Below are 17,683 nucleotides of genomic sequence, written 5' to 3'. Positions count from 1 at the left end.
AAGTTTTAAAATGTTAATGGCAGAGCTCTACCTGAGTATTGATCGACATGGTGAGTTCAGAAATAGACTCTTCATCAATTCGATAATAATCCGTCATTTCCCCAACGATTCGAAAGCCGTGTTTGAGATAAAGATTTTTGGCGGGAAGATTGACTGATAACACATTTAGATCGAGCCACACGATCTGCTCGTTGCGTTGGCAAAACTCGATCACGGTTTGGATTAGCCGACTGCCTAATCCCATTTTCCGGCACTCTCGCTCTACGCCCATCCCTAGCCAAACGCGATGAAAGCAATAATCTTCCATATGATGTCGAAGGTCAATGTGGCCACAAATCTTACCCTGTACGTCTTTCGCTAGCCAAAGTTGTCTCCATGCAACGTCAGAAAACTCAACGCTCACCCCGTCTATAAACTTTTGCTGTGTTTGAGTCGGAATGGCCCTGTTTGTACGTGATAGTGGCTGAAAAAGTGGTGTGCCATCGACACCATTTTCCGCAAGTTGATTTTCGAGGTAAGCAAAAAACTGAGGTAAATCACTCTGCTCAGCTTGAACAATAGATATCTGCATCTGAGTATTCTTCAAAAGTAAATCGATTACAGCTTCAGTTTGAAGCCCTCATGGCTTGGTATAAAGCCCAGTTTTTCGTAAAAACGCAGCGCATCGGGTCTTTGTTTATCGCTGGTCAATTGCACCATGGAGCAATCTCTTTCCTTTGCAAGCTCGATGGCATGCTGAAACAAACGCTCACCTAACCCCTGACCGCGAAAGTTTTCATCCACTCGTACCCCTTCAATTAAGCAGCGCCAGCTTCCCTGATGCGTTAAGTACGGAATGTATGTCAGTTGTAGCATCCCAACCACCTGCTGCTCAAACGTAGCAACGATCAGCTCATTGTTTGGGTCACGGTTAATCTCAGTGAAAGCCATCTGGTATCTACCGAATTGCGTCTTATCTTCACGCTGCTGACCTAATAGATCATTAGCCAGCATATCAACGAGAGCGCCTAAATCATCCTCAGTCGCCGCTCTGAATATCAACTCCATGTGTTTCCTTATTTTTCTATTTCTTCAAGCAATTGTGTCGCAATACGTTCAATCTTTTCCAGTGAATGATCACTCTTGTCTAGCAAGAACAAATCAGCCAATTCTGGATTCTCCCATTGTTTACCTTTAATAAAACAGCGCTCCGACAACTTATCTAACTTCAGATCTTTCAGCTCGAAGCTCAGCTCTGTCCAGAGTAATGACAGCTCTCCTTCCGCATCGATATCACGAATAGGATTCTGCTTTTGTTTTCTGATGTAAATTGCCGTTTTTCGACTCGCAACCACTACCTTACGCAGCGCAGCGGTTGACTCCAGCTTTCGGGATTGCTTCGCACGCTTCAGGTTAGATACCCAGGTTCCGGCATGCTTCACTAACTCCCAAAGCGACACACTGGTGACCAGATCGATCAAATTATCTTCCTCTCAACATGGGTTAACTGACGCGCTCAAGTTAAGCGACATTATCAGACGCTATGCAACAACACGAGTTCGTTGAATTAAAAACGTGCCTCAGGTAGGAAGTCTTATCGATAAAAATAGGCACCCTAAGGTGCCCGGCAGGAGCAGTACGTTCTTGGGGGAAGAACTGAACTGATTAGTTGCGAGGAGTGAGCATGCCTTGTGTGACAATAAAATCGATGATGGTATTCAGCCCTTGACTCTCTTTGAGGTTAGTGAATACGTAGGGCTTGGTTGGACGCATGCGCTGCGTATCTTGCTCCATCACTTCCAATGAAGCACCGACATAAGGTGCGAGGTCGATTTTATTGATCACCAATAAATCCGAACGCGTAATACCCGGGCCGCCTTTACGTGGAATTTTCTCGCCTTCGGCGACATCAATCACGTAGATAGTTAAGTCTGCCAATTCAGGGCTAAACGTCGCGCTGAGGTTATCACCACCACTTTCGACAAACACAACATCGAGATTCTTATGTCGCTTTGCCAGCTCTTCAACCGCAGCTAGGTTCATGGAAGCGTCTTCCCTAATTGCTGTATGCGGGCAGCCTCCGGTCTCAACACCAATAATTCGATCCGGTTCGAGTGCTTCCGCGCGGGTTAGAATCTTAGCGTCTTCCTGTGTGTAGATATCGTTGGTAACCACGGCGATATTAAGCTTGTCGCGAATCGCTTTACATAGCACTTCCAGTAGTGCCGTTTTACCCGAACCCACAGGGCCACCGATACCCACTCGCAGTGGTTGTTTGTAACTTTCCATATTAAAACCTCTGATTAAATTCCGTTATGAGCGAAACAGCCGCGTGTACTGCGTTTCGTGAAGGCTGCTTGCGATAGATACCGAAGGTGTAAAGCTGCCTATCATCCAATCTTCTGTCTGCTCGGCTTGCAACAGCGCTTGGGGAAACAACTCGCTGAGGTGAATCAAAACGCGCTGTCCGTCAGTTTGCCCCAAGGGCACCAGTTTCACGCCTGCCATGACCAAGTTTTCAGCCCAGCTCCACAGGTAGCCTTGCTTCAAGGCCAACGAATCAATGTGCCAGTGCTGCGCGGCAATACACAGCCCTAAAAGCTGATTCATTTCCAACTCTTCATTGAGAAAGCAGGCATGCTCAATATCCAGTTGCTTGAGCAGCGTTTTTAGTGCCAGACCCCGCTGACGCTCTTCAGCTCTTAGCTCACGGGTTTCCCGACTGGAATAAAGTAGCTCGCTGCAATAGCGTATTTTCTCCATGTCATCGTCTCGAAGTGCCTGCATATATTGTTCGATCAAGGGCAGCTCCAGTGTCGCCACGCTATTAAGCAACATGTTCGCCAGCCAGTCCTCCATAGCATGCCGTCCGTCGACCCACCCTGCTTCTACGGCCCATTCCAGACCTTGCGAGTAGGTAAAGCCACCAATAGGTAAGGAAGGGCTGATGAGCTGAAAAAGTCGGTATAGCGCTAAATCGGATTGCGTTTTCGTTGGCTCCATATCATTCAATTAAATCAAAACCAGTGCACTGACACCGGCAACCCCTGCCGCTAACCAAGGGCTGAACATCGCTCGGCCAAACTGCATGCCTAAAAGAATCAATGCACTTGCGCTGGTCACCATGCCGGCAGCAAACGCAGACACCGCACCTTCCGCTTCCACACCATGGGCGTAGCCGTGGAAGAAGATCAGCCCAATACATAAGGTGACAGCCAATCGCATCACATTCTCAGAAACGTGAAAGGCTTGCCAGATAGCGCCACTGACCACAAACAGAGAAGCGCCAATAGCAAGCTCCATGGCAGAAAATCCGCCCATCACCTGCCCTGCTGCCAGCCCCACAACCAAAGACATTAACGCCGCCGCTACGAGGCCGATCTGGCGCTTAACCGACGTGCGAAGACAAGCAATCAAAATACCGAACGCAACGAGCATAATAAGGTGATCAAAGCCTGTGACGGGATGCGTCAGGCCTGAAGAAAAAGAATGACTATCGTGCCCCGGATGAGCCAGTACAGGTGTTGAAATCAGAAGCAGCGGCAGCACTGACGTAAATGTTTTTTTCATAATAACTTCCTTGTCGTTTTTGTAGTAAGTAATCCGTTTTATTAGTGATTAATGGTGATGATGGTGCCCACCCGAACGGCCACCATAAGCACCGCTTTCTGGTTCAAATGGAGCTTCTTCCGTCGTGACATTTGCGCCAAGCCCTTCCACCATCTCATCCAGAACATGATCGTGCTGATAGCGCACCCAGCCAAACTCGACTTGCAGTGGTACATGACGATTACCAAGGTGATAAGCGACACGAGTCAGCAGGTGCAGATCACTGCAATACACTGTCGATACCTTCTCAGGCGCGGCTTTGACTTCAACCACCATGCCGCACTGACTTTTTAGCTGCTCACCGCCACGTAAAATATGCCCGCGAGGCAGAAACAGCCCCGCTTCCCGACCATCATCCAGCTCGACCTTAAGACGACTTTTAATTCGACTGTCGATCGGCAGGCTGAGAAATGCGTTGGGTTGTATTGTGATTTCAGTATTGATTTCGGTTAGCTCAATCATCTCGCTCCCTCATTGATGGTGTTAAAACAAAAAATATCGTTGTGCCATAGGTAGCACGTCGGCAGGCCCACAAACCAACAGCTCACCATCAGCACGAACCTGATAAGTTTGGGAATCGACTTCGATCTTTGGCTGCCAGTCATTGAGTTTCATGTCGGCTTTGCTGATATCGCGGCAATGGCTGACAACACCAATCTGACTGCCGAGTCCCAGCTGCTGCGCAATACCGGCACGTTGTGCTTCCTGAGAAACAAACAGCATGGATGTGTTCTGGCTCGCTTTGCCGTAACTGCCAAACATACTGCGATAGTGAACCGGTTGAGGGGTTGGGATCGACGCATTCGGGTCCCCCATTGGCGCCATAGCAATCATGCCACCTTTGAGAATCACGCTTGGTTTGACACCAAAGAAGGCGGGCTTCCACAGAACCAAATCCGCTAGCTTACCCACTTCGACCGAACCAATTTCATGGGCCATTCCGTGAGTAATCGCCGGATTTATAGTGTATTTAGCGATATAGCGGCGAAGACGGAAATTATCGCTGTAGGACGAATCCTCAGCCAAACTGCCACGCTGGACTTTCATCTTGTGCGCCGTTTGCCATGTACGGGTAATCACTTCACCAACTCGGCCCATTGCTTGTGAATCCGACGCAATCATAGAGAAAGCGCCAAGATCATGGAGTATGTCTTCAGCGGCGATGGTCTCGCGGCGAATGCGAGATTCCGCAAACGCGACGTCTTCAGCAATCGAAGGGGATAGGTGATGACACACCATCAGCATATCTAGGTGTTCATCCACGGTATTAACCGTGTATGGGCGTGTCGGGTTGGTTGATGATGGCAAGACGTTCGACTCACCCGCTGCGCGGATAATGTCAGGTGCATGGCCACCACCGGCACCCTCGGTGTGATAGGTATGGATAACACGATCACCAATCGCACCCAGCGTCGACTCAACAAAACCAGACTCGTTAAGCGTATCGGTATGGATCGCAACCTGCACATCCATTTCATCGGCGACCGTCAAGCAGGTATCAATTGATGCGGGTGTTGTACCCCAATCTTCATGCAGTTTAAGCCCCACTGCACCTGCCGCGACTTGTTCACGCAGGGCTTCTGGTTGGCTGGCATTCCCTTTGCCGAGCAAGCCAAAGTTCATCGGAAACTCGTCAAGAGACTCAAGCATACGATGCATGTTCCACGGCCCCGGTGTACAAGTCGTCGCATTGGTTCCGGTATTGGGGCCTGTCCCGCCACCTATCATGGTCGTCACGCCAGACGCGAGCGCTTCTTCTATCTGTTGCGGACAGATGAAATGGATGTGAGAGTCGATACCGCCTGCGGTCAAAATAGAGCCCTCGCCTGCCAACACTTCCGTTCCGGGACCAATCACAATGGTCACTTCCGGCTGAACATCTGGGTTGCCCGCTTTGCCTATCGCCTGAATTCGACCGTTTTTAATCGCGACATCCGCTTTCACTATGCCCCAATAATCAAGAATGACAGCATTGGTGATCACTAAGTCGGGTGTTTCGGCGCTGGGTCTCTGACTCTGGCCCATGCCATCGCGAATCACTTTACCACCACCGAATTTGACCTCATCGCCGTATACGGTGAAATCCTTTTCTACTTCAAGCCATAACTCAGTGTCCGCGAGACGCATGCGGTCGCCCACTGTTGGCCCAAACATTTCGGCATACGCCTGTCGGGAAATGCTTGCCATTACCTATCCTTGTGTTTGCTTATTCGTTGTTCAGGCGATCAACTAATCCAGTTTGCCCATGACTTTGCCCTGAAAGCCGTATACGTGCTGGCTGCCTGCGTATTCGACGAGTTCGACGCTGCGAGATTGCCCAGGTTCAAAACGCGTCGCAGTGCCTGCTGGGATATTGAGTCGATAGCCACGACAAGGCGTTCGATCGAACACCAAGGCGTCATTGACTTCGTAGAAATGATAGTGAGAGCCGATCTGCACCGGACGGTCGCCAATGTTCTCAACGCTCACCTGAATGGTTTTACGTCCGACATTGAGCTCAATTTCGCCAGCTGCGGTTTCAATCTGACCGGGCACAAAGCCGGATGAATGAGTGGTGGTTCCTGCCATATATCCCCCTTAGACAATCGGCTCGTGGACCGTGACCAGCTTGGTGCCGTCAGGGAATGTCGCTTCTACCTGCACATCCGGAATCATTGAGGCCACTCCTTCCATTACGTCTTCTACCGTAAGTAGGGTGCGACCAAAATCCATCAGTTCAGACACGCTTTTTCCTTCACGAGCACCTTCGAGAATGGCGCTGCTGATGTAGGCAACAGATTCGGGGTAATTAAGTTTGAGACCTTTTTCTTTGCGACTTTGCGCCAGCATGCCGGCGCAAAATATCAGTAACTTATCTTTTTCTCGAGGTGATAATTCCATGTTTGTCCTTATGTCGCCCAAATCCTCGGTGGATGTGGGAGAGTGCCTGTCCATTCCTGACGTGCCTGCTGCCACACGAGCTGAAAACTGTTGAGGATCACTTCACTCCAGTGACCCAATGCTCGAATCACCACCAGCTCTTCTAACTGTGTCGCAGCGATGATGATTTTGTCTGTGCCCACTTGGCTTTGTATGTTAGAGAGCAAGCTCTGTACCAAATGGAAAAAATCGTCATCCTGTGAGGAAATGTAAAGCGTTCCCGACATGGGAAATCCGAGAAGGCCTTTTTGTTTCATATACTTATCGCCACCTCGAATATTTAACCCCTCGGTCAGAATTTTTTTTCCTTGGCGATAAATCTCTGTTTTTCCGACCAAATTCCCTGAGGAAAATCCCTCATTTAGTGCAGGACGTCCAAAACAGTGCATCTCCCAGCCCACAAATTGTGCATCCTTTTCTAAGTGGATCTGAGTGTCTAAACGCGCGTGCGCATCAGGGAAGAAAATGTTCTCCTGTGGCAGCCATTCGAGTAATCCACCACTTTCGACAGTCAGGACTTGTTGCTGGTGCGCGTAGCGCTGTTCGGAGCGATAAAACTTCGTTGCTCCCGGTGTCGTCACTAAAGCGTGTGCCCCTTGCGCAACTTGTGTATCAATGCGTAACGTGTCACCACCCACGACGCCACCGGGAGGATGCAATAGATAGGTGTGGCAAGCCTTACCTTCAGGGTAAAGCGGACGCTGAATCGCCAAAGGTCCTTGTTGCTGGCGGTCGCGAATCACGGTTTTGTCACCACGATCCGTAAACAGCAGTTTGAGTTTCGCTTTCCAGCCAGATTCGGTGTCAGATTGAATCAGCTTATCCAGTCGCTGATTGTTGTTTTCGATGGCGAACGCCACCGCAGGATCACACATCATACTGTCAGATACTCCTTTATCAGTGTGTCATTGAGTTGGCCCATTTCACCCTGAGCAACATTCCGTCCTCGGTCGAGAATGCAGAATTGGTCACCCACTTTGCGTGCAAAAGGCAGCTTCTGCTCAACCAGCAACACCGTCAGGCCAAGCTTTTCGTTAAGCATGCGTATAATGTCGCCAATTTCCTGCACGATATTGGGCTGTATCCCTTCCGTCGGCTCATCGAGGATCAAAAGTCGTGGGTTGATGACCAAAGCACGCCCAATCGCAAGCTGCTGTTGCTGGCCTCCTGATAAGTCACCACCTCGTCGATGGCGCATCTCCTTAAGAACCGGAAACAACTCATAAATAAACTCGGGAATCTGCCGATCACCTTTGTCTCTAATGGGCAAACCAACCTGAAGATTCTCCTCAACCGTCAGCATAGGGAATATTTGCCTGCCCTGAGGGACATAGCCGATTCCAAGCCTTGAACGCATTTCCGCATCCACATTGAGTAATGAATTCCCTTCCAGAGTGATATCGCCACTCTTACTCGCCACCAAGCCCATGATGCACTGCAATAGTGTTGTTTTTCCGACCCCATTTCGGCCCATCAACACGGTGCATTTTCCCTCAGGGATGGTCATATTCAGATCCCATAGCGTGTGACTCTCGCCATAGAACTGATTCAGTCCAGATATCGTCAGCATTCTATTCCCCTAAATAAACCTGTTTCACTTGTTGATGCGCCTGTACTTCATCCATGGTTCCTTCGGCCAGCACATGCCCTTGGTGGAGCACAGTGACATGGCTGGCGATGGAACGGACAAAGTCCATATCGTGCTCGACCACAACGACGGAGTGCTTACCTGCCAGAGAGTTAAGCAGTTCGGACGTGCGATCCATTTCTTGATGCGTCATACCAGCGACAGGTTCATCAATCAGCAGCAACTTAGGGTTTTGCATGAGCAGCATACCAATTTCCAGCCACTGCTTTTGCCCATGAGAAAGGTTTCCAGCCAGCGATTTCGCACTGTCTTGAAGGTGGATAAGGCTCAGTACCGACTCAATCTGATCCCTTTGATCGCCAGTCAGGTTGGCGGTGTAGGTCCCCCAGACTGAGCGCACACCGGACATCGCCAGCTCGAGGTTCTGCCAGACGTTGAGGCACTCTATGACGGTCGGTTTTTGGAACTTACGGCCAATTCCAGCGTTGGCAATTTGTGCTTCGTTCATTTTCAACAAATTGATGCTCGCTCCCAGCCAGACAGAGCCTGAGTCGGGTTTGGTTTTACCGGTGATAATGTCCATCATGGTGGTCTTGCCTGCCCCATTCGGGCCGATAATGCAGCGCAACTCACCTTCACGAATGTACAAATTCAGATCATTGATTGCCTGAAAACCATCAAAGCTTTTATTAACGCCTTCGACGTAGAGCAGGATGTTGTGGCGAGTATCAATCAAGGGGTGATTGTCGGGCTTTAGAAAAGGAAAGACCTGATCTCGGCGAGTCAGAGCACGCATTGATTCACTGATCTGCCCCGGTTGAGTATACGCATTCATACCAGTGCCTCCTTGTCAGTTTGCTGACTGGCCTTTTTGTTGGACGATGTAAAGAAAGCGGCTTTATCGCTGATAAAACCCATCAAGCCTTTCGGGAAATACATGGTTGAAAGCACAAACAAGCCACCCAGCGCGAATAACCAGACTTCGGGAAATTCAACCGTAAACCAGCTTTTGGCGTAGTTGATCAGCAGCGCCCCAACAATCGCACCAAACAATGTGGCTCGGCCTCCCAACGCAACCCACACCACCACTTCGATAGAGTTGAGTGGCGCAAATTCACCGGGGTTAATAATACCGACCTGAGGAACGTATAAAGCCCCAGCAATACCCGCAATCACAGCTGAAAGTACAAACACCCACAGCTTGATGCCATCAACGTCATACCCCATAAATCGGGTGCGAGATTCTGTATCACGGATCGCCAGCGCAACACGGCCGAGACGACTGGCGACAATCGAACGGCACAGCAGGTAGCTGAAAATCAGCGCAATACCGGTTGCGATAAACAGGGCGATGCGGGTTGAGTCCTGTTGCAAGCTAAAACCAAGGATATCTTTAAAGTCCGTGAGGCCATTGTTGCCGCCAAAGCCCATTTCATTGCGGAAGAAAGCCAGCATCAGAGCGTAAGTCAGAGCCTGAGTGATGATCGACAAATACACACCAGACACCCGTGAACGAAACGCCAGATAGCCAAACACGTAAGCCAGCACGCCCGGAACCAGCACCACCATCAGGCTGGCAAACCAGAATTGATCAAAGCCATACCAGAACCATGGCAACTCCTGCCAGTTAAGGAATACCATAAAGTCCGGCAATTCAGGGTTGGCGTACACGCCGCGATCGCCAATCTGACGCATCAGATACATGCCCATCGCATAACCGCCCAGCGCAAAGAAAGCACCGTGGCCTAAACTGAGGATCCCGAGGTAACCCCACACTAAATCTACCGCTAATGCCAACATGGCGTAGCTGAGATACTTACCTAGCAGTGAAATGGTAAAGGTTTCCACATGCAGAGGATGCCCAGCTGGAAGCAGCACATTCGCCAGTGGTATGAACACTACCGCAGCCAGAATCGCCAGCAGCGTCAGTTGCCCGCCTTTGTCTCCAGCCAGAGAAGAGAGAAGAAACGATCGTGACAGACCATTTTTAAGTACATGATTCATAGTCTGGTTACCCCTCTGCTGCTCGACCGCGCTGCGGGAATAATCCGCGAGGGCGCTTTTGAATGAATAAGATGATGAACACCAGCACCAGAATTTTCGCCAGTACCGCACCTGCCCATGGTTCTAAGAGTTTGTTGAACAGGCCAAGACTCAGGCCTGCGACCAGCGTGCCCCATAAGTTGCCAACACCACCAAACACCACCACCATAAAGGAATCGATGATGTATGCTTGCCCCATATTCGGACCGACGTTGGTCAACTGAGAAAGCGCGACACCTGCAATGCCTGCCACACCAGCGCCTAAACCAAAGGTCATGGCATCAACGCGCTCCGAGCGAATGCCCATTGCTCTTGCCATCGAACGGTTCTGCGATACTGCACGCACTTGCAAACCTAGTGGCGTCTTCTTCAACACCATGACCAAGCCAATGAACACCATGGCGCAGAACAGAATGATGTAGAGGCGATTAAATGTCAGAGACAGCATTGGATTGATTTCCAGCGCACCAGACATCCATTCTGGCGTACTAACAGAGCGGTTAAGTGGAGAAAACACCGAGCGAACCGCTTGCTGCAGAATCAGACTGATACCGAAAGTGGCTAACAGCGTTTCAAGCGGTCGGCCATAGAGGTGACGAATCACCGAACGCTCAATGACAATACCGACTAACCCCGAGACCAGAAACGCCATCGGAATCGATAGAATCAGCGCCAGCCCAGTTTGTTGAGGTAGTAACTGCTGCATAACGTAAGTGGTATATGCGCCAAGCATGATCAGCTCACCATGCGCCATGTTGATCACCCCCATCACACCGAAAGTGATCGCCAGACCAATCCCAGCTAAAACCAGCACAGAGCCAAGACTCAAACCGAAAAACAAGGTTTCTACACCTGAATAGAAGCGCTGGCTTTGCTGATAGTCGTCTAGTGCTCTTTGCGCAGCATCAATCACTACCGGATCCTTTTCACGGCTTAACACCTTGTTAAGCGTTTTTAGCACTATGGGTTGCTGGTAATCCGCCAGAATCTCAATCGCTACGATGCGTGCCTTGGTATCCGCATTCAAAGCGCTATCCACCGCCAACGCCAGATGCAAAGCTGTAATCACTGATTCATCGCTTTCAGCCTTAAGTTGCAGCTTAAGCAGTGCGACCGTGTCCTGATTCATCTTCGCCATTAAGGCATTCACGGCACTAACGCGTACCGAGGGCTCTGGGTGGTTCAAGTCGAGCGAAGCTATTTCAAGGCGCAATATTCCGCGCAATTTATTGTTCACCCGCACTTTTTTAAACTGACGTTTATTTTCAATCACATAAGTTTCATCACTCCAGACATTCATTGCCTCAGAGCCAGCAGCCGGAGACGATGTGATATACAGTGCCTGATCGCGGGGTTCACCCAGCGCCTTAAGATAGTAGAGCTGACCATTGAGCCAGGCAGAAAGAATGGGGTGAGCGACACTGGCGGGCTGAGTGCGCACCAGCCAATAGATAGCCTGCTGTTTTTTGGCGGTGCTTTTACCAGTCAGAATCTTTGAAAATTCCGATGGGTTTATTGCTGGCCCGTTATATGCGAACGCCGCCTGAGAGATAAAGGGCAGCCACACCAAGGCTAAACAGACCACCAGCTTTTTGAGCACCCGAACTAAGCTTGTCATGAATTGTATCCTTACAAGACATATGGCAAAAAAGAAAAAGCAGCGCCGTAGAGGTTGCCCTCCTTGGCGCTGAAGGGAGACATCTAATTTGTGCTACCTGCACATTTATTGGTTTCAACGTTAAATGCGCCACAAGAAAACGGCTTAGACCAGCTGGAGTAAAGCTTGGCGGATTCCGGTAAGTATTGTGACCAAGCATCCCCTGCGACTAGCCCTGTGGTTTCCCACACCACGTCGAACTGACCATCATCCTGAATTTCACCAATCAGAACGGGTTTGGTGATGTGATGGTTTGGCAGCATGGTTGAGTAACCGCCAGATAAGTTAGGCACAGACACCCCAATCAAGGCATCCTGCACAGCTTCCGAGTCCGTGGTGCCAGCGTTCGTCACCGCTTGCGCCCACATATTAAAGCCAATGTAGTGCGCTTCCATGGGGTCGTTGGTCACACGTTTTTCGCTGGCGATAAACTTCTGCCAAGCTTCAACAAACTCGGCATTGTTATCAGTATCGACACTCATGAAGTAGTTCCACGCCGCCAAGTGACCAACCAATGGCGCAGTATCCATACCAGACAGCTCTTCTTCACCCACAGAGAAAGCCACCACAGGGATGTCTTCAGATGACACCCCTTGCGCCCCTAACTCTTTGTAGAAAGGCACGTTAGCATCGCCATTAATGGTTGAAACAACGGCGGTTTTCTTACCTTCAGCACCGAACTTCTTAATATCCGAGACAATCGACTGCCAATCAGAATGACCAAATGGCGTGTAGTTGATCATGATGTCTTGTTCACTGACACCTTTACTCTTAAGGTAGGACTCCAAAATCTTGTTGGTGGTACGAGGGTAAACGTAATCGGTACCCGCCAGCACCCAGCGCTCAACTTCCAGCTCTTCCATCAGATAATCCACTGCTGGGATCGCCTGTTGGTTTGGCGCTGCGCCCGTGTAGAAAACGTTTTTCGAAGACTCTTCGCCTTCATATTGAACAGGGTAGAAAAGAATGCTGTTGAGTTCTTCAAAAACCGGCAGCATGGATTTTCGCGATACCGAGGTCCAGCCACCGAACACAACGTCCACTTTCTCTTTTTCGATCAGCTCACGTGCTTTTTCAGCAAACAAAGGCCAGTTGGAAGCTGGGTCGACCACCACAGCTTCAAGCTTCTTGCCTAGCAGGCCGCCCTTTTTGTTCTGCTCCTCAACCAGCATCAAAACAGTGTCTTTCAGAGTGGTTTCGCTGATTGCCATGGTGCCAGAAAGGGAATGCAGTACGCCGACTTTAATCGTCTCTTCCGCCTGAGCAGCCCCCGCCGCAAGTGCCAGTGAAGTGCCCAATGCAGCAAGCTTAAGTTTGAACATCATGTTCATGTTGGATATCTCCTTATAATGAATGGTTATTCAACCTTTCGGTATCTAAGAAGAGAAATCCAAGAACAGTGCCAAGCTTAAAGCTCACACCAAATGACTATTAATTTATTGATTTTTAAATAGTTAAAATTCAAACCCACCAAATTAGGGCGAAGAGGATAGCGACATTTGCTGCATAGTAGTGCAATTACATAACTATTTTCACCATTATGGCGATATGGCTCGAAAAGTGGGGTGGAGCTGAGGAGAAGTAGGAGAAAAATTGAGTGTTAATATAACGTATAACGAGGTTCTGCCCTGCTGGAACTTTGGACAAACTCGGTCCTAATTTGTCCAAGAACTGACTGTAGAAGCTTCCGGACAAAAGCGTTTCATCGCCTTTCGACAAAGTTTCAGGCAGAAAGTTCTTAGGTGGGGTGATGTCGAAATTTATTGCCCCAGGAGCTTCGCTAAGGACAAGTGGTACACAAACAAACGGCTTAATTGTATTATCAAGTTGAGCCGAAATCTCTTCATCATCACCAAAAATAGCTTTCATTGGAATGCAAATCTATATCGGCTTAATTTTCCATACAATTTTGCATCGGCGTTCTTCCTCATGTTCGGACTCCTGATTTGGCAAAGGCTCACAGGATATCACTTCGAATGCACCATTTTCTTCTATTTCTTCTTTTTTAGTGGGGTAATCTCGGCAAAAAATGATTTCGCTAGGCATATTGGTCTCCTCAATCTGGCTTGTTTGCGCGTGCTAATCCACAAACATAACCCCGATGTTCGGTTAGTTTAGAGAGTCTTTCAACATTATCTATGCTCGGTAGAAATACAGAACCAGTGTACACTCTATCAGCTCTAAATAATCTATCTGCATCTATAACCTTTCCGTCTTTAACGGCTTCTGAATACGCAGCTTTTATAGTGGCAAAAGTGTTACCAATTTCACTACCTTCCTCATGGAACAGCTTATTGAAATGTGCATCGTTCCAAACAGCTACCCTGTCTTTAAGGCGAAGACCTGCGTAACAATTTATCGCTTGAGCAGCTATATTCCGCTGTTGTACGTCAACCGAAACCTTAGCCCTCTCGACAAATTCTGAGCCTAATTTCTCAGCCAAATTGCAAGCTGCATCTCCAGTAGCAAAAAACTGGTTTGTCTTTAGAGCCGTGTTTACATTTGAAGATGAATCATCAAGTTCACCAGTCGTGTCAATTGATGCAAGGACTGACGGGTAAGAATAGTTATCATTATTAATTTTCACTAATGGTATCAGTGAGAATTCTTTTCTCTTATACCCAAATACAAAACTATCTGGTATATCTGAAGTGGTTCCAATAGAAAGTCCAGTATTCGTAGAAGTACCAAAAAACATGAGCTTTTTATCTTTCCCGCTACGGTTATTGATCTTCTTACATTTTTCATCTGACGAAGCCACTGTTGCGGCTAAACCTGTCGCATAAAGCTGGCGAATCTTAGGGTTCCAAATTTCCCCGTCGGACTGAATTGATGCAATTATCGGTGGTGCCGTGCCATCTGCATTATTAGGACCTAGATAACCTTCAACCCGTTTATAGCCAATACTTACTCCTGCAGGTTTACTGTCGCCTTCTAACAAACTCATAGACGTACTAGTTACAAAAATCGCCTTATCAGGTGACGCACACCCAGACAGTAATACAATCGCTAATATATTGAATAGTAGTTTCCTTTTCATTTGCCTTCCTCTGCCTCTTTATCAAAAGTTCGGTAAATTTCAGCTATACAATCATTCGGGTACAATGGAATCGCCACAGTTTCATTCCTTGAGTAACCAATCGATAACCCACTATGGCTAGGTAGTTGGGTGGCAGCTAGCCCAACGGATGTTACTGATACGGCATTTCTCTTGCAATCATCGTGGTGACTGTTAGGGATTACTATTTTAACCAACCCAACAATGTGTTTATTTCCTTCTTCATCAACATATTGGTAAGAGCACCCTAGCGTAAAGGTCAATAGAGATATTGCACTAAGTAAAATCAATGCCTTAAAAAACCCATTAATAGCTTTCAATGGTTCACCTATATGTACAATTGAACGAAACAGTTCACCTGAAGAGGTTTCTGTTACTTGAAATACTTCACTGCCATAAGGAAAATTTAAACATTTCACACTAATAAAATGCAATGAGACTCATATGAGTGTAGAGCTAACGGACCAAAAAAACACTATCCTTATTGGTTAATTGATATACTTATAAAAATCTTATTTGTAAGATGTTAATGGGACGGTGTCGAATAGGTATCTGAGGGGGCAGGAAGATCCTCTTACAAATACTGAATAATTGCAATCAACTACTACACAACAGCACAGATGACTGATTAGTGTATAAATATGTAAAGTGACACCACGCTTGAATTATATTGGAAATAACAATGTAGCCTACAATATGTAAGTTAGCTGCCCGGCTTCAATACTAGAAGTAGTCCCGAAAAGTCTTAGTACTTTAAAATACAAATTCAAAAATTCATCAAGGCAAGAATGATATTCTAATGCTCCGCTATAGCTCGATTCGTGCTAAGTGTGGCATTTATCCGAATTCTTGTGTCAATCAACTAATCAGAACTGGCTATTACTCTTTGAGTCGCGTTGTCATCCATAGGCATCGTCGCCGAGTGCTTATTTGCACATATACATGTTTAAAATGTCGGATTACGTAGTGAAGGTAACGTTTTGTTATCACAGAGGTATTTATGCTATCAGGAGTCGATATAATGATCGCCTAATCCTTTGGAGTCCGTCTTTATGTCATATGATGACGAAATAACGAAAAGAGCTACGACAGCCGCCAGAACAGCTGGCTATAGACCACTACATGATGAAGAGTTACCTAAAACTGCGACTCCGACTGTCAAGGAAACCGTTCAAGAGCGAGCTGCACGGCAGAGACTAGAGCGTCGAGCGGAATTGACCTACTCCTCAGAAGACTATGAACGCTGGGATGAAAACCGAGAGAGAGCGCTTGCTGATCGCCAAGCAGGCACTTTTATGCTGGGCTGGATGCAATCTCCTACTACCCAATCACAAGATGAGCTGTGGGCAAGCCTCTATACTTCTGAGACCACTGAAGAACAAAAGCAATTTATCCAGAGTTGTAACGTTCATCTCAATGAACCAGTTCATCAGGGGGAGATTGTCGTCCTTCCCACTACTAAGCCCAAAACACCAGAAGACAAAAAGCTGCTCGGTGATCTAATAGAGCAAGCCAGAATTGCAAGCCTAGAGCTTGGTAAGCTATTGGATGACGAGTTGGCTACACTTCATCGTCACTTTGAATTGTTTTCTCAACAACTGGCAGAGAGAATTGCAACAGATGGGTTGCCAACAGATTACTATGCGCAAGTAGCTACTGGCGTTGGTGCTACAGCTACTGGCGTTGAACAAAACCTAAAGAATATCCAAAATGTACTGCTGGAGATTAATGACCTATATGCTTCCCAAGTGGCGATGGCAAGTCGAACCGGAGGTGTCAACTACGGAACGTTTACAGCAGAACGTGCAGCGCTATTTAAAAAGCTTGATGGTTCTTTCGCTAGACTATCCAGTCGTAGTGTCCAGTTACCGATTTACAAGCAAGTTAAACGCAACTTAAAACTTTCTACCAAGTCCGTGATTCATAATGCCGATGAGATTCTAAAGAAAGGCTTTGTGAAAGATTTGGGTAAACGAATCGCCAATATCTCTATCGGCATTTCTGCCTCCCGAGGGTTAGGTTACATTGGCTTAACTGTAGGTGCGGTCAGTGGCGTGAACAATATTTATGAAGCATGTAAAGTTGATAGCACAGGGAACTGCGGTAAGACAACGACTCGTGAGGTCACAGGATTCATTGGTGGTTGGGGCGGTGGTATCGCGGGCGGTAGCGCGGGTGCTAGTCTTTCGGTTGCTACTATTTCTGGATTAGCCTTAATAGTAGGTGTAACTGTTTCTGCACCAGTTCTTGCGGTTGCTGCTATAGGTGGCGCGGTTGCTGGCGGTTTTGTTGGTGGGGTTGCTGGTGGCACTACTGGTAAGGCCGTTGGAGATGGGTTGTACTTCCTATATGAAAGTGCGGGTGAAATGGTAGAAGATCTTAAGGATACGTTCTGATGGCTTGGTATGAGGCAATTGTTGGTCTTACAGGCTTGGCTTTTGGGAGCTACGCTCTTATTTGGTCTGTTCCCGCTGTCGTCATGAGTGCAATTGTTTCTCTCGGCAGTTTTAAACACATTATTTATATAGACAAGCAATTGGCAAAAGATCTGAATAAATATTATGACGATAAAGGCTATATGCGCCCTCAATATCAAATGTCTTGGGCAATTGGTAGTCGCTGTTTTTATTACTGGGTGAAATACCCATTTATTCGTCATCGAGTTACGACCGACTCAAAGAAGTTTAAAATATTTATGTGGGTCAATGCATTAGGTATGTGGAGCTACATAATTCTTATTGTAAGTCTCATTTTCTTAAAGTTTACTGGGTACATGCCTTAAGCCATATGGGAAGCGATTGCTTCCCATTTTTTCGTTGTTCAGTTTGAA

At 47.7% G+C, this 17,683-nt stretch carries 22 protein-coding genes; 2 read left to right on the top strand and 20 right to left on the bottom strand.

Annotation, left to right across the window (positions count from 1 at the left end):
• Nucleotides 1-13: 13 nt before the first annotated feature.
• From F0265_RS01655 to F0265_RS01560, 20 genes are all read right to left on the bottom strand, one after another.
• Nucleotides 14-571 (bottom strand): GNAT family N-acetyltransferase, encoded by a 558-nt coding sequence (locus tag F0265_RS01655; RefSeq protein ID WP_216607757.1) that lies wholly within the window; start codon nucleotides 569-571, stop codon nucleotides 14-16.
• A gap of 26 nt (nucleotides 572-597) precedes the next feature.
• Nucleotides 598-1,047: a GNAT family N-acetyltransferase gene (locus tag F0265_RS01650; RefSeq protein ID WP_171747497.1), complete on the bottom strand. Its 450-nt coding sequence runs from the start codon at nucleotides 1,045-1,047 to the stop codon at nucleotides 598-600.
• 8 nt (nucleotides 1,048-1,055) lie between these two features.
• On the bottom strand, nucleotides 1,056-1,460 hold the full coding sequence (locus F0265_RS01645; RefSeq protein WP_171747496.1) for a hypothetical protein: 405 nt from the start codon (nucleotides 1,458-1,460) through the stop codon (nucleotides 1,056-1,058).
• A gap of 184 nt (nucleotides 1,461-1,644) precedes the next feature.
• Nucleotides 1,645-2,268 (bottom strand): urease accessory protein UreG, encoded by a 624-nt coding sequence (ureG, locus tag F0265_RS01640; RefSeq protein WP_171747495.1) that lies wholly within the window; start codon nucleotides 2,266-2,268, stop codon nucleotides 1,645-1,647.
• A gap of 24 nt (nucleotides 2,269-2,292) precedes the next feature.
• The gene (locus F0265_RS01635; RefSeq protein ID WP_171747494.1) at nucleotides 2,293-2,982 is read right to left on the bottom strand and encodes an urease accessory UreF family protein; all 690 of its coding nucleotides are present in this window, start codon (nucleotides 2,980-2,982) and stop codon (nucleotides 2,293-2,295) included.
• A gap of 9 nt (nucleotides 2,983-2,991) precedes the next feature.
• Nucleotides 2,992-3,549, bottom strand: a complete 558-nt coding sequence (locus tag F0265_RS01630) for a HupE/UreJ family protein (protein ID WP_171747493.1) — start codon at nucleotides 3,547-3,549, stop codon at nucleotides 2,992-2,994.
• A 48-nt stretch (nucleotides 3,550-3,597) separates the two neighbouring features.
• A complete protein-coding gene (gene ureE, locus F0265_RS01625; protein ID WP_006961909.1) occupies nucleotides 3,598-4,050 on the bottom strand; it encodes an urease accessory protein UreE in 453 nt (150 codons plus the stop codon).
• Nucleotides 4,051-4,071: 21 nt separating this feature from the next.
• A complete protein-coding gene (gene ureC, locus F0265_RS01620; RefSeq protein ID WP_171747492.1) occupies nucleotides 4,072-5,775 on the bottom strand; it encodes an urease subunit alpha in 1,704 nt (567 codons plus the stop codon).
• Nucleotides 5,776-5,817: 42 nt separating this feature from the next.
• Nucleotides 5,818-6,156, bottom strand: coding sequence for an urease subunit beta (locus F0265_RS01615; RefSeq protein WP_043009714.1), 339 nt, complete (start codon nucleotides 6,154-6,156; stop codon nucleotides 5,818-5,820).
• 9 nt (nucleotides 6,157-6,165) lie between these two features.
• Nucleotides 6,166-6,468 (bottom strand): urease subunit gamma, encoded by a 303-nt coding sequence (gene ureA / locus F0265_RS01610; protein WP_006961912.1) that lies wholly within the window; start codon nucleotides 6,466-6,468, stop codon nucleotides 6,166-6,168.
• An 8-nt stretch (nucleotides 6,469-6,476) separates the two neighbouring features.
• The gene (locus F0265_RS01605; protein ID WP_171747491.1) at nucleotides 6,477-7,385 is read right to left on the bottom strand and encodes an urease accessory protein UreD; all 909 of its coding nucleotides are present in this window, start codon (nucleotides 7,383-7,385) and stop codon (nucleotides 6,477-6,479) included.
• Entirely contained in the window at nucleotides 7,382-8,077 is a 696-nt protein-coding gene (gene urtE, locus F0265_RS01600; protein ID WP_006961914.1) for an urea ABC transporter ATP-binding subunit UrtE, read from the bottom strand. Before urtE ends, F0265_RS01605 begins: the two co-directional genes overlap by 4 nt.
• Nucleotide 8,078: 1 nt before the next feature.
• Nucleotides 8,079-8,930 carry an urea ABC transporter ATP-binding protein UrtD gene (gene urtD, locus F0265_RS01595; RefSeq protein ID WP_171747490.1) on the bottom strand — a complete coding sequence of 284 codons (852 nt, stop codon included), beginning with the start codon at nucleotides 8,928-8,930 and terminating at the stop codon, nucleotides 8,079-8,081.
• Nucleotides 8,927-10,099, bottom strand: coding sequence for an urea ABC transporter permease subunit UrtC (gene urtC / locus F0265_RS01590; protein WP_171747489.1), 1,173 nt, complete (start codon nucleotides 10,097-10,099; stop codon nucleotides 8,927-8,929). Before urtC ends, urtD begins: the two co-directional genes overlap by 4 nt.
• A 7-nt stretch (nucleotides 10,100-10,106) precedes the next feature.
• The gene (gene urtB, locus F0265_RS01585) at nucleotides 10,107-11,756 is read right to left on the bottom strand and encodes an urea ABC transporter permease subunit UrtB (protein ID WP_171747488.1); all 1,650 of its coding nucleotides are present in this window, start codon (nucleotides 11,754-11,756) and stop codon (nucleotides 10,107-10,109) included.
• An 83-nt stretch (nucleotides 11,757-11,839) separates the two neighbouring features.
• Nucleotides 11,840-13,126, bottom strand: a complete 1,287-nt coding sequence (gene urtA / locus F0265_RS01580; protein ID WP_019277443.1) for an urea ABC transporter substrate-binding protein — start codon at nucleotides 13,124-13,126, stop codon at nucleotides 11,840-11,842.
• Between the two features lie 187 nt (nucleotides 13,127-13,313).
• Nucleotides 13,314-13,664: a hypothetical protein gene (locus tag F0265_RS01575; RefSeq protein ID WP_171747487.1), complete on the bottom strand. Its 351-nt coding sequence runs from the start codon at nucleotides 13,662-13,664 to the stop codon at nucleotides 13,314-13,316.
• Between the two features lie 12 nt (nucleotides 13,665-13,676).
• Nucleotides 13,677-13,841, bottom strand: coding sequence for a hypothetical protein (locus F0265_RS01570; RefSeq protein ID WP_171747486.1), 165 nt, complete (start codon nucleotides 13,839-13,841; stop codon nucleotides 13,677-13,679).
• Between the two features lie 10 nt (nucleotides 13,842-13,851).
• On the bottom strand, nucleotides 13,852-14,835 hold the full coding sequence (locus tag F0265_RS01565) for a hypothetical protein (RefSeq protein ID WP_171747485.1): 984 nt from the start codon (nucleotides 14,833-14,835) through the stop codon (nucleotides 13,852-13,854).
• Nucleotides 14,832-15,287 carry a hypothetical protein gene (locus F0265_RS01560; protein WP_171747484.1) on the bottom strand — a complete coding sequence of 152 codons (456 nt, stop codon included), beginning with the start codon at nucleotides 15,285-15,287 and terminating at the stop codon, nucleotides 14,832-14,834. Before F0265_RS01560 ends, F0265_RS01565 begins: the two co-directional genes overlap by 4 nt.
• A 618-nt stretch (nucleotides 15,288-15,905) precedes the next feature.
• Here F0265_RS01560 and F0265_RS01555 point away from each other — a divergent pair.
• Together F0265_RS01555 and F0265_RS01550 are read left to right on the top strand one after the other, a co-directional pair.
• Nucleotides 15,906-17,249 (top strand): hypothetical protein, encoded by a 1,344-nt coding sequence (locus F0265_RS01555; protein ID WP_171747483.1) that lies wholly within the window; start codon nucleotides 15,906-15,908, stop codon nucleotides 17,247-17,249.
• Nucleotides 17,249-17,635, top strand: a complete 387-nt coding sequence (locus tag F0265_RS01550; protein ID WP_019277440.1) for a hypothetical protein — start codon at nucleotides 17,249-17,251, stop codon at nucleotides 17,633-17,635. Before F0265_RS01555 ends, F0265_RS01550 begins: the two co-directional genes overlap by 1 nt.
• The last annotated feature ends 48 nt before the right edge of the window (nucleotides 17,636-17,683 follow it).

Origin of the sequence: Vibrio sp. RE88, from assembly GCF_013113835.1 — a bacterium.
Classification (GTDB): domain Bacteria; phylum Pseudomonadota; class Gammaproteobacteria; order Enterobacterales; family Vibrionaceae; genus Vibrio.
The sequence above is the reverse complement of the archived record's forward strand: the minus strand, read 5'-3'. Positions and strand labels throughout refer to the sequence as shown.